Origin of the sequence: Pseudomonas sp. TE50-2, assembly GCF_040813665.1 — a bacterium.
Taxonomy (GTDB): Bacteria; Pseudomonadota; Gammaproteobacteria; order Pseudomonadales; family Pseudomonadaceae; genus Aquipseudomonas; species Aquipseudomonas soli.
Window position 1 is genome coordinate 2,267,265 of the sequence record NZ_JBFNXN010000001.1, and the last position, 12,736, is coordinate 2,280,000.

Consider the following 12,736-nt stretch of genomic DNA (forward strand, 5'->3'; position numbering starts at 1 on the left):
TTCAGCTCCTGTTCTTTGCATCGTTGGCACAGCGTTCCGTCTGTGCCACTTGCCAATGGCCGCGGCGATTGCGCTTGGCCTGGTACATCGCCGCATCGGCGGCATTGAGCAGACTGGCCGGGTCGCGGCCGTCGTCCGGGTAATAGGCGATACCGACGCTCAGCGAGGTGGTCAGACTGGTACCATCCTCCAGTTGCACCGGCAGCTTCATGCTGGCGACGATTTTCTCGGCGATGCGCTTCGCATCCTCACGCGAGTGCAGCGGCGTCAGCAGCACGGCAAACTCGTCACCGCCCAGGCGCGCCACCAGGTCATGCTCGCGCAGTTGCGCACGCACCCGGCTGGCCACGCTGATCAGCACTTCGTCACCCACCGCATGGCCGAGGCTGTCGTTGATCTGCTTGAAATGGTCGCTGTCGAGGAACAACAGGGCCAGGTGATCTTCGGTGCGTGCGGCGTTGCGCAGGCTGCGACTCAGCCGCCCTTCGAAGAAGGCGCGGTTGGGCAGGCCGGTCAGGCTGTCGTGGCTGGCCTGGTGGGCGAGGGTTTCGTTCTCGCTTTGCAGGTGGCTCTGCCACACCTCCAGCTCATCGAGCAGGGCATTGAAGTCGTTGCCCAGCTCGTTGAGCTCGGCGATCTGGGTTTCCGGCACGCGGCGGTCGAAACTGCGCTCGCGCCGCGCCGCATGGGCGACGCTGGCCAGGTTGCGCAGGGGCCGGATGATGTCGCCGAACAGGCGCCGAGACAGGTACAGCGCCAGCACCGCACTGAGCACCGTGCACACCAGGATCCCGACCAGGCCGCTGAGCAGGAAGCGCACCAGGCTGCCACCCTGCCCAGTCAACTCGATATGCCCGACGCGCTGGCCCATGTGTTGCACCGGCATGTTGATCGGCTCTTCCAGCAAGCTGCGCGCCACCTGGGTCTGCAACTGCGCCATCACGCCGGGCGTATCACGCTGCCAATGGGCGAGCAGTTCGCCGTCGTTGTCATAGACCTTGGCGTCGGCGACCTCCTCGGTGGAGGCGATCAATGCCAGCGCTTCGTTGGCCGCGGCACTGTCGTCGAACACCACGGCGGCCTCGACGGTGTAGTTGATGGAGCGGGCGATCAGGTGCAGGTTGTGATTGGCATAGACGCGCAACGCCGCCACACCGAGCAGGGTCACCAGCACACCGGCCAGGCCCGCGGCGAGCAGCGCCACGCTCAGGTGACGACGGCCGAGCACGGCACGCAGGGTCGGCCGGCTGAAGCGCTTGGCTGAACGTTTCATGGCTGCCCTGCCCGCCGTCGCGACAGCTGCAGCACGCTGGGGTGGATGCGCACACCGCTGCGCGCCACCGAGTCGAGGTTGACGTCGAACGCCACCTGCTGGTCGCTGACCCGCAGGCAGAACAGGCTACCCACCGTGCACGGGTCATCGGCCTCGCTGATGCTCAGCAGCGGATGACCGTTGACCCGCTGGAACAACCGCTCACGTTCCAGCTTGTCGAGCTTGCCGATATAGATGGCATCGCAGGCATTGGCCACGCTCGGGTCGTCGGCCAGCAGACGGCGCACCTGCAGGGGTTGCCCGGAGTTCTGCACATTGCCCTTGATCAGGTCGTCGGCGTACTCGGTAGGGCCAACCAGGCACAGGCGCAAGGGGTTGGGGTCGGCAGGCCAGCGTGCGTAGCTGAGGATCCCCAGTACCACCTGGGTCACGGCCTTGGCCCGTTGCTGCGCCTGCGCGTCCGACGCGGCAGTGCCCGCCCAGGCGGGAGCGCCGGTCGACAACAGCGTGGCCATCAGCAGCGAGAGCGCACAACCCGTCACTCGTCTCAAGACCGAGACAGCCACAGTCATGGGGGAAAATCTCACAAAATGTTTGCGGATAATGCCGCAACGATAGCATATCGGCGGCGAACTCCAGAGTCAGACTTGCTCCAGCATCAGCCCCGAGACACGCCTGACCTTGCGCTCCACCGCTTCCTCGAACACCCCGGCGCGCGGCTCGATCAGGCTGAAGCAATGCTTGGCGCGGGTGATGCCGGTGTACACCAGTTCCTTGGTCAGCACCGGGTTCAAGGCATCGGGCAGCACCAGCGCGGTATGGCTGAATTCCGAGCCCTGGGACTTGTGCACGGTCATGGCGAAAACGGTTTCCACTTCGCTGAGCCGGCTGGGCAGGACGAAGCGCACCCCACCGCTGCCATCGTTGCGCGGGAAGGCCACGCGCAGCAGCGCCTCGCCCTGCTCGTCCGGCAGGCGCAGGGCAATGCCGATATCACCGTTCATCAGGCCGAGGCCGTAGTCGTTGCGGGTGACCAGTACCGGGCGGCCCTCGTACCAAGGTTGCTGGCTATCGATCAGCCCGGCATTGTGCAGCACCCGGGCCACGCGTTCGTTCAGGCCTTCGACGCCCCAGGCGCCCCTGCGCACGGCGCAAAGCAACTGGAAGGCTTCAAAGCTCTGCAGTACCTCGGCCGCCCAGCGCTCCCAGCGCGGATCGTCGCCCGGCGTGCCAGGTGGCGGGCGCAAGCGGCCGATGGTGCGCAGGTAGCCACGGTAACCCTGCGGCCCTTCGCCGCCCTGGCCAAGGCCGTCGAGCAACAGGCGATCGAAGCGCTTGTCGTGTTCGCCGCCCAGGGTGAGGCAATGAACGTCCGCAGGCCGGGTCGCCAGCAGCGCCCGCGCCTCCAGCGCCTGCTGGCGATTGACCAGGCGCGCCAGCTGGCCGATGCCGCTGCCTTCGCCGAAACGCCGCGAATGACGCAGCATCACGATCTGCTGGGCCAGCGGATTGCGCTGGCCATCGCCCGGTTTCAGGCCGCTGCCCGCCAGCGACTGCCCGCCCACCTGCTCCAGCCAGGCCAGGGTCTGCGGCCAGTAGCAGCCTTCCTCGGCGTCGCGACACAGGTCGCCCAGCACCGCCCCGGCTTCCACCGAGGCCAGTTGGTCCTTGTCGCCCAGCAGCACCAGCCGTGCGGTGGACGGCAGGGCATCGAGCAGGTTGGCCATCATCTCCAGGTCGATCATCGAGGCTTCATCGATCACCAGCACATCCAGCGGCAGCGGGTTGCCGGCATGATGGCGGAAATGCCGCGAGCCTGGACGGCTGCCCAACAGGCGGTGCACGGTGCTGACCTCGGTGGGGATCTGCGCCCGTACCTCAACGTCCACCTGCAGGCGCTCGACCTGCTGGCCGATGGACTCGGTCAGGCGCGCCGCGGCCTTGCCGGTCGGTGCCGCCAGGCGGATACGCAGCGGTCGGCCCTGCTCGACCGCCGGCCCCTGCAACAGCGCCAGCAGGCGCACCACGGTGGTGGTCTTGCCGGTGCCGGGGCCGCCGGTGATCACACTGAAACCCGCTCGGGTGGCCAGGGCGCAGGCCAGTTTCTGCCAGTCCACCTCGCCGGCCGCCGAGCCGCCGTCGAACAGTTGCGCCAGGCGCTGGGCCAGATCGGCGGGCTGAGGCTGACGGCGTGCCAGGCGCTCATGCAGGGCGCCGTCGATCCGCCGCTCGTAGGCCCAGTAGCGGCGCAGGTACAGGCGCTCTGCACTGAGCACCAGGGGCCGGGCGCGCTGTTCGACGCTATCGCCCGCCGCGACCAGCGGGCTCTCGGCAATCCGTTGCAGCCAGGTACCCAGGTCAAGGCTGGCCAGCAGTTGCGAAGGCAGCAGCAGCGGCCCGGCCAGGGCATCGCCTTCCGGAGGCAGCGACAGGGCGAAGTCTGGTTCAGCGAGGGTCTGGCGCAGATCCAGGCAGACATGCCCATGCCCCAGCTGGTGGCTGGCCAGCGCCGCGGCCAGCAGCACCAAAGGGTCACTGCCTGGCGCCCGCTCCTCGAGAAAACTCACGAAAGCCCGGTCCAGGGCACGCAACCACCCGCGCTCGACCCAGCGATCGAGCAACGCCAGCAGGTCGTGGCTGGCGCTCAGCGGCGCCAGGGCGCTCAGATGCTCCGCCTGCAATGGCGTGGGCAGCAGGTCATCGAGGTTGCGGCTCATGGCGCGGCTCCGGCAAACAGGTCCTGTTGTTCAGGTTCTTGCTCACCCCGGAACATCGCGTCGAGCTGCTCGATCAGCGCCCGGGGTGGGCGCGCATGATACAGCCCGTGGCCCGCCGACGTGACGCCGCGCAGGAAGATGAACACGGCGCCACCGACATGCCGATCGTAGTCGTAGTCAGGCAGGCGGGCGCGCAACTGGCGATGCAGGGCCAGCAGGTAGAGCACGTACTGCAGGTCGTAGCGGTGTTCGAGGATCGCCTGCTCCATCGCCAGGTCGCCATAGGCTTCGGCGTCGGGGCCAAGCCAGTTGGACTTGTAGTCGGCCACGTAGTAGCGCCCATCGAGCTCGAACGCCAGGTCGATGAAGCCCTTGAACATGCCATTGAGCAAGGTCGGCTGCGCGGCCGGGCGCGCCGTACCGCCATGGGTATGGCGCGCCACCTGGTAGTCGAGGCGCAGGGCGTCGACCTGGTGGCTGGCGAACCAGAACTCCATTTCGATCTGGTAATGGTTCAGTTGCGCCAGGGTAAGGGTGGCCCCCTGCAGCGGCATGGGTTGCAGCAGCAGTTGCTGCAGCCACTGCGTCAGCGTGGGGATCCAGCCGGTCCAGTCGCGTCGATTGCAGCGCCGCCCCACGGTGCGCTCGATCACCTCGGCCTGGCTGCTGATCTCGGCGAAACCTTCGCGACCCGCCCATTCGAGCAGACCATGGAGGAAGGTCCCCGGGTTCGGCCCACGGGGGAAGCGGTGGATATCGCCCGCCTCGGCCGGGACCTCGCGCAGCAGCTGGCTGTCCAGCACCTCGTCGTCCAGCAGTTGCTGGGCCTGGGAGCTGTCGGCGATCAGCGTCTGGTCGCCCACCCGCAGGGCACTGTAGGAGGCAATCCACCAGTGTTCCGCGGCGGCGCGCCGTGGCTTGCGTGGCGGCAGGAGTTCGCGCTGGCTGTCCGGCGTGCGATAGCTCTGTGTCTGCACTTCGGGCAGCGCCTCCCGGCTGATGGCCGGGTTGCTCGCCGCCAGCGCCTGGAGCCACTCGCCCAACTGGCTGGAGGCAGGCAACGGCAGCCCGCCGCCGAGCAGGTAACCCAGTGCCGAACGGTGCAGTTGCGAGCTGCGCTGGGTGCCGCGCTTGAGGTCGGCGACGCCCAGCCAGCAGGCGTATTGGGCACGGGTCAGGGCGACGTAGAGCAAGCGCAGGTCCTCGGCCAGGCGCTCGTCGTCGGCGCGCTCGATCTGCTCGGCATTCGGTGTCAGGGTCAGGTGCGCCACGCCTTGGTCATCGTGCCAGCCCAGGGGCAGGCGCTGGCCATCCACCGGTTTGCTGGTGCAGATGAACGGCAGGTACACCAGCGGGTATTCCAGGCCCTTGGACTTGTGGATGGTCACCACCTTGACCAGTTGCTCGTCGCTTTCCAGGCGCAGGATCTGCTCCTCGCCCGCCTGCCCGGCGTTGGCCAGGTGCTCGGTGAGGTGGCGAATCAGCGCTTGCTCGCCATCCAGTTCGCCCGCCGCCTGCTGCAACAGCTCGGCCAGGTGCAGCAGGTTGGTCAGCACGCGTTCGCCGTCACTGCGGCCCATCAACGCGCGGGGCAGCTGGAAGTCATGCAGCAGGCGGCGCAGCATCGGCAGCACGCCCTGGCGTTGCCAGATGTCGCGGTAGCGGCGAAAACGCATCACCCAGCCCTCCCAGACCCGTTCGTCCTGGTTCAGGCGCTCCAGTTCGACCAGCGGCAGGTCGAGGGTCAGGCTGGCCAGGGCGGCCTTGAGTAGGCGCTCCGAGTCCGGTTCGGCGCAGGCCTTGAGCCAGGCCAGCAGGTCGTGGGCCTCCTGGGCGGCGAACACCGAGTCCTTGTCCGACAGGTATACGCTGCGCACATCGCGGGCGGCCAGCTCGGCGCGGATCAGCTGGGCCTCGCGGCCGTCGCGCACCAGGATGGCGATATCGGAGGGCAGGCAGGGGCGCAACTTGCCAGCGGTGTCGGCGAATCCACTGACGCCTTGCTGCCCGCCATTGAGCAGCTCGACGATATGGCTCGCGCAACTGGCCGCCAGCTGCTGGCGATACAAGGTACTGGATACCGGCTCATCACTTTCCAGTTGCCAGCAACAAAGGGCTGCGCTCGGCTGACCGGCCACCAGCAATTGCTCGCCACGGCCCTTGGCGCGTACTTCGACGAAGGGCAGCGGGTTATCGCCATGGGCCCGGAACAGGAATGCCCCACGGCCCTCGGCACGCTCCTCGGCCTGGAGGAATACCCGGTTCACCGCCGCGACCATGGCCTGGCTGGAGCGGTAGTTGGTGTCCAGGCTGTGCAGGCGCCCGGCGGTGGCGCGGCGCGCGGCCAGGTAGGTGAAGATGTCGGCGCCGCGGAACGCGTAGATCGCCTGCTTGGGGTCGCCGATCATGAACAGGCCGGTGTCCGGGTTGTTCTCGCTGATACGGTAGATACGTTCGAAGATGCCGTACTGGACAGGGTCGGTGTCCTGGAACTCGTCGATCAACGCGACCGGGAACTGCTCGCGGATCAACGCGGCCAGGCGCTCGCCGGCATCGCTGCCCAGGGCATGCTCAAGGCGTAAAAGCATGTCGTCGAAGCCCATTTCGGCGCGTCGGCGCTTCTCTACCTCGAAACGCGCCGAAACCCAGGCGGCGGCATGCTCCAGCAGGCGCGCATCGGGACTGGCCAGCCCCTGCAACTGTTCACGCAGGGCCGCCATGGCGTGCAGCGCCGGGTGCTGCGGTGGCTCGCCGGCCTTCCACGCCTCGGCCATGCCCGCCGGGGTCAGCCGGGTAAAGCCGGTGCCCAGGTCCAGCTCCATGGCCTGCTCATCACCGGCCCAGGCGCGCAGCTTGTCGAACCAGGGCTCGAAGTAGCGTGCCTGCAACTTGCGCCCGTCCGCCTGCTTGGCGGCCACGGCATCGCGGCAGATCTGCTGCAGCTCATCGGCCCAGGCAGCCCAAGGGGCCTTGAGCTGGGCCAGCTGCTCGGTGCGCTGGCGCAGGGTCGCCTCGATCAAGGCTTGCGGCTCCTGATCGTCCACCTGGCCACGCACTCGGCCGAACAATGGCCTGATCCTTGGCAACAAGGCATCGGGGCTGCCCCAGTTGCCGCGCACCCAGGCCAGCGACTCGCCACGCATGCCGTAGCAGAAGCGCCGCCAGTAGTCGCGCATGACCTGGCCCAGCAACTCGCTGTGATCGGTTTCCAGGCTCTGGGTGAACAGGCTGCCACTGTCGAACGCATGCTCGCGCAACATGCGCTGGCACCAGCCGTGGATGGTCGACACCGCCGCTTCGTCCATCCACTGCACGGCGATTTCCAGACGGTTGGCACAGCGTGGCCAGTGCGCCTGTGGATAATCCTCGCGCAGCAGGTGCAGCAAGGGGTCGGCATCCTCGAGTTCGCCGCGGAAAAAGCGCGCCGCTTCGGCCAGGCGCCCACGGATACGCTCACGCAGTTCCTTGGTTGCCGCATCGGTGAAGGTCACCACCAGGATCTGCGGCGGCAGCAGCTCGCGGGCAAAGCCCTGCTCGCCGCCATGCCCGAGGATCAGGCGCAGGTACAGGGCCGAGATGGTGAAGGTCTTGCCGGTGCCGGCGCTGGCCTCGATCAGTTGGCTGCCGTGCAAAGGAAAGCTCAGCGCCAGGGGGCGGGCTTGGGTCATTGGGCGCTCTCCGGGTTACCCAGGGTTTGCCAGGGCGCCGCGAACAAGGGGCGATACAGGGTTTCGCACCAACCCTCGAAGGTTTCCTCGAGGGCCAGTGCGGCGAAGTCACGGTATTGACGGGCCAGGGCCAGGCTCTCGCTGCGCTCGCCGAAGCTGTTCTGGCCGTCACCTTCGTAGGCACGGGCTGCGGCGGCCAGGGCCTTGTCCGGGTCCTCCTGGGCGAGCCAGGCGAAGGCGGTCTTGGCCGCGACGGGCAAGGGCGCGTTCATTCCCGCCTGGCGTGCCACCAGCAACTCGCCCAGGCGCTGCGTCGCATCGGCCTGCGGCAGCGGTGCCAACAGCAAGGTCAGGTCGCTGGCCACCAACGCGCTGTGCAGCGGATAGCCCGAGGCGCAGGCGGCAAGGTGCATGACCCAGGCCGGAATCAGGCGATGCCATTTCAGGCTGTTGCGCCCGGCACTGAGGGTATTGGGCACGGTGGCGATGCTCAGCAGGCTTTGGTCTTCGCCCTGGTACACACGGCCGAGCCAGCCTTCCAGGCGCTGCGCGCCCTGTTCGAAGTGAATCGGCAGGGCACCCTCGACCAGCGTCGGCCAGCGCTGCAGCAATTGTCGATGGCGTTGCAGCAAGTCCGGCAGCGGCTGGATCAGCTCCGCCTGCAAGGCCTCACCAAATCCGGCCAACGGTAGCAGCCCGCAGGCCTGCAGCCTCCGGGCCTGGGCTTGCAAGGCCCGCTCGGCGTTGTCGGGGTCGGCCAGCGCAGCGCCGAGCAGGCTTTCACTCAGGCCATAGCGTTGCAGGGCATCCAGCACGAAGGGTTCTTCGTCCGGCGTCGGCGCTTCCAACGTTTCGAAGAACACTTTCAGGCGCTGGCTGAAAAAATGCCGTACCGGGTGGCGCAGGAAATCCTGAAGCTGCACCAGGTTCAGCGGTTCATCGCTGACGTAGGGCGACAGCCCGATAGTAGCGGAGGCTGCGCCGTCCTCGGCCTGATGCAAGGCCAGCCACTCATGGGCAAAGCTGAACAGCGGGCTGCCTTTCTGGAAATAGCGCTGGCTGAACGGTTGCAGCGGATGCTCCTGGGTCAACGCATGCAGCAACTGCTGTCCAGCGTCATCGCGCAACCCGGCCTTGGCCCCGGCGAGCTGCCAGCCGGCAGCCAGGTGATCGCGCAGTTGCCCGATCAGCACCGAGGCCGGACGCTCGCTGTTGTCGCGGATACTGCGCCCGACCCAGCTGACATAGAGCTGGTCACGTGCCGACAGCAGGGCTTCGAGCAACAGGTAACGGTCATCCTCCCGTCGGGAGCGGTCGCCCGGACGATAGTCGCTGGCCATCAGGTCGAAGTCCAAGGGCGGCTGGGCGCGTGGATAGTCACCATCGTTCATGCCCAGCAGGCAGACCACGCGGAACGGGATGGCGCGCATGGGCATCAGGGTGCAGAAGTTCACGGAACCGGCAAGGAAGCGTTGCGACAACTTGCCCTGGTCCAACCCCGACAGCCAGGCCTCGCGCACCACCGTTAGCGGCAGCAGGTCTTGCAGGCCAACCGCCTCGCAAGTCTCCAGCCAGGTGTCGCGCAGATCCTGCAGTTGCACCAGGAGCAGCTCGTCGTGTTCGTTCTCGGCCAGGAAGAAGATCTGCAGCAGGGCGTGCAGCCGTGCGCCCCACTCTGGCGCCGAGGCCGGCTGGGTCAGGGCCTGGCAAGCGACCTCCAGGGCATCGAGCAAGGCCACCAGCGGCCCGATCAATGCGGCATCGAGGCCGCCAATCTCATCATAAGGCTCGATGCCGTCACAGCCTTCGCCCACCCCGACCGCGTACCCCAGCAACATCCGGCGCAGGCCGAACCGCCAGCTGTTCTGCTCCAGACCTTCCGGCAGCCCCAGGCTGGCGCGCTGTTCGGCACTCAGCCCCCAGCGGATGCCCGCCCCTTCGATCCAGCGATGCAGCGTCGGCAGGTCGCCTTCCTGGATGGCGAAACGGGCGCGCACGGCCGGTACGTCCAGCAGATCGAGCACTTCACTGACTGCAAAGCGGCTGTCGGGCAGCTTGAGCAGGTGCTCCAGGGCAATCAGCAGTGGGTCGCGACCACGCTGGCCCTGGTCGGTCAGGGTGAAGGGGATGTAGCGCGGGTCGTTGCGATCGAGCTGGCCGAACACGGCACGGATATGCGGCGCGTAGGTGTCGATGGCCGGCAGCATGACGATGACATCGCGCGGGCGCAGAGTCGGGTCGGCGCTGAAGCGGGCGAGTAACTGGTCGTGGAGGATCTCGACTTCGCGCTGCGGGCTATGGGCCAGATGGAAGCGCACGGAGCGGTCCTTGGTCGGATCGACTGCTGGCCATTGCGTACGCGTCTCGGCCAAAGGCCGCAGCTCGAGGATATCGTCCTGCAACTGGTTGAGCAGGGTCTCGGGTTGCGCGTCACTGAACAGGTCGATACGGCCTTCGCTGAAGACATTCTGGTAGCTGCCTGGGTCGTCGTAGCTGTCGAGCAGGTTGATGTAGTCTCGTCCCTGCTTGCCCCAGGCCGCCAACAGCGGATGGGCGTGTTGATGCAGCAGTTCGTCATCCAGCTGCAAAGGCATGCCCTGCTTGCGTTGCTGGCGTTTGTACTGGTGCCGCAGCAGGTCCTTGTCGGCGACGATATCGCCCCAGTGGTGACGACAGGGGTTGTGCACGCACAGCAGCACCTGACTGAAACGGGCAAGGCCTGCCAGCGCTTCCAGGATCTGTGCCGGCAGCGACGAAATGCCAAACACGATCAACCGCGCCGGCAGCCCTGGGGGCGCCTGCTCCAGGCTGTTGATCCGCTCGATGAAGCGCTGGTGCACACCAGCTCGGCTCTGAGCCATGCCCTCCTCGCCCACGTCCTCGAGCAGGAGCCGCCACAGCTCGGCCTGCCAGCGATTGCCAGCAGCCAAGGGCTTGCGCTCGCCACGGGCGGTATTGAGCACATGGGCACCATCTGCCCAGTCCTTCAACCAGTCGGCGCGGTAGACCTGGTACTGGTCGAACAGGTCGGCGAGGCGTTCGGCCAGCTGGTAGCGCTTGCGCAGGTCGCTGTCGTCGGTGAGGAAGCGGCGCAGTGGTTCGAAGTGCGGGCGCTCGATCACTTCCGGGAGCAGGCGCATCAGGCGCCAGGTCAGGGGGGCCTTGTCGAGCAGCGAAACCTCGGGGATTTCATCTCGGCCCAACACGCGGCGGTACAACTGCCACATGAAGCTGCCCGGGAGCTGCACATCAATGGCAGCGGCGATGCCGCAACCGCCCTGATCGTCGTCTTGCGGGTCTTCGGCCAGAGCCAGTTTCAGCCATTGGGCGATACCGTTGCTCTGCACTAGCGCAATCTCGTTCTCCAACGGCGCCAGGGGGTAGCGGCGCATCACGCTCACCACCAGATTGCGCAGCTCGTCCAGGCGATTGCCCTGGACGATCATGAAACCTGGGTGGAGTGAGGTGGTCTGCGGCATAGAAGCTCTCGGGAATGCGGTTGATGCTGACGGGAAACCTTATCACGGAGACAGCAGGCGAGGTCTCGCGATGCTGCCCGGTCAGGCCATGAGTTTTCCGGGCACAAAGACAAAACCCCTACCTGCTCGCGCAGATAGGGGTTTTGCGAAATGAATCTTGACGATGACCTACTCTCACATGGGGAAACCCCACACTACCATCGGCGATGCATCGTTTCACTACTGAGTTCGGGATGGGATCAGGTGGTTCCAATGCTCTATGGTCGTCAAGAAATTCGGTTGCCAGTACGTCTTTGCAGACATGCCAGCCAATTCGGATATGCGATATTTGTGGTTCGTCGCGAACTTTCGGTTCGTTTCGTCTTCACCACCACAATTTGGCCTCGGCGCAAATTGCTTGGGTGTTATATGGTCAAGCCTCACGGGCAATTAGTATTGGTTAGCTCAACGCCTCACAGCGCTTACACACCCAACCTATCAACGTCGTAGTCTTCGACGGCCCTTCAGGGAGCTCAAGGCTCCAGTGAGATCTCATCTTGAGGCAAGTTTCCCGCTTAGATGCTTTCAGCGGTTATCTCTTCCGAACATAGCTACCCGGCAATGCCACTGGCGTGACAACCGGAACACCAGAGGTTCGTCCACTCCGGTCCTCTCGTACTAGGAGCAGCCCCTCTCAAATCTCAAACGTCCACGGCAGATAGGGACCGAACTGTCTCACGACGTTCTAAACCCAGCTCGCGTACCACTTTAAATGGCGAACAGCCATACCCTTGGGACCGGCTTCAGCCCCAGGATGTGATGAGCCGACATCGAGGTGCCAAACACCGCCGTCGATATGAACTCTTGGGCGGTATCAGCCTGTTATCCCCGGAGTACCTTTTATCCGTTGAGCGATGGCCCTTCCATACAGAACCACCGGATCACTAAGACCTACTTTCGTACCTGCTCGACGTGTGTGTCTCGCAGTCAAGCGCGCTTTTGCCTTTATACTCTACGACCGATTTCCGACCGGTCTGAGCGCACCTTCGTACTCCTCCGTTACTCTTTGGGAGGAGACCGCCCCAGTCAAACTACCCACCATACACTGTCCTCGATCCGGATAACGGACCTGAGTTAGAACCTCAAGGTTGCCAGGGTGGTATTTCAAGGATGGCTCCATGAGAACTGGCGTCCCCACTTCAAAGCCTCCCACCTATCCTACACAAGCAAGCTCAAAGTCCAGTGCAAAGCTATAGTAAAGGTTCACGGGGTCTTTCCGTCTAGCCGCGGATACACTGCATCTTCACAGCGATTTCAATTTCACTGAGTCTCGGGTGGAGACAGCGCCGCCATCGTTACGCCATTCGTGCAGGTCGGAACTTACCCGACAAGGAATTTCGCTACCTTAGGACCGTTATAGTTACGGCCGCCGTTTACCGGGGCTTCGATCAAGAGCTTCGCTTGCGCTAACCCCATCAATTAACCTTCCGGCACCGGGCAGGCGTCACACCCTATACGTCCACTTTCGTGTTTGCAGAGTGCTGTGTTTTTAATAAACAGTCGCAGCGGCCTGGTATCTTCGACCGGCGTGGGCTTACGCAGCAAGTGCTTCACCCTCAC

At 65.4% G+C, this 12,736-nt stretch carries 5 protein-coding genes and 2 rRNA genes (1 of these 7 running past the window's edge); all 7 read right to left on the minus strand.

Annotated elements, in window-relative coordinates; genetic code table 11:
• Position 1 precedes the first annotated feature (1 nt).
• Positions 2-1,273, minus strand: a complete 1,272-nt coding sequence (locus tag AAHK21_RS10355) for a diguanylate cyclase (RefSeq protein ID WP_046857225.1) — start codon at positions 1,271-1,273, stop codon at positions 2-4.
• Entirely contained in the window at positions 1,270-1,845 is a 576-nt protein-coding gene (locus AAHK21_RS10360; RefSeq protein ID WP_031316726.1) for a YfiR family protein, read from the minus strand. Before AAHK21_RS10360 ends, AAHK21_RS10355 begins: the two co-directional genes overlap by 4 nt.
• Positions 1,846-1,914: 69 nt before the next feature.
• Positions 1,915-3,990: an exodeoxyribonuclease V subunit alpha gene (recD, locus tag AAHK21_RS10365; RefSeq protein ID WP_367857188.1), complete on the minus strand. Its 2,076-nt coding sequence runs from the start codon at positions 3,988-3,990 to the stop codon at positions 1,915-1,917.
• Positions 3,987-7,658 carry an exodeoxyribonuclease V subunit beta gene (gene recB, locus AAHK21_RS10370; RefSeq protein ID WP_367857189.1) on the minus strand — a complete coding sequence of 1,224 codons (3,672 nt, stop codon included), beginning with the start codon at positions 7,656-7,658 and terminating at the stop codon, positions 3,987-3,989. The genes recD and recB overlap by 4 nt, the downstream gene beginning before the upstream one ends.
• A complete protein-coding gene (recC, locus tag AAHK21_RS10375; RefSeq protein WP_367857190.1) occupies positions 7,655-11,137 on the minus strand; it encodes an exodeoxyribonuclease V subunit gamma in 3,483 nt (1,160 codons plus the stop codon). Before recC ends, recB begins: the two co-directional genes overlap by 4 nt.
• Positions 11,138-11,292: 155 nt before the next feature.
• Positions 11,293-11,408, minus strand: a 5S ribosomal RNA gene (gene rrf, locus AAHK21_RS10380).
• Between the two features lie 137 nt (positions 11,409-11,545).
• A 23S ribosomal RNA gene (locus AAHK21_RS10385) occupies positions 11,546-12,736 on the minus strand; it runs 1,703 nt beyond the window's last position.

Coding starts and splice junctions, on each gene's coding strand:
- AAHK21_RS10360 (WP_031316726.1), bottom strand. CDS start 1,845: ATGACTGTGGCTGTCTCGGTCTTGAGACGAGTGACGGGTTGTGCGCTC.
- AAHK21_RS10355 (WP_046857225.1), bottom strand. CDS start 1,273: ATGAAACGTTCAGCCAAGCGCTTCAGCCGGCCGACCCTGCGTGCCGTG.
- recD (WP_367857188.1), bottom strand. CDS start 3,990: ATGAGCCGCAACCTCGATGACCTGCTGCCCACGCCATTGCAGGCGGAG.
- recB (WP_367857189.1), bottom strand. CDS start 7,658: ATGACCCAAGCCCGCCCCCTGGCGCTGAGCTTTCCTTTGCACGGCAGC.
- recC (WP_367857190.1), bottom strand. CDS start 11,137: ATGCCGCAGACCACCTCACTCCACCCAGGTTTCATGATCGTCCAGGGC.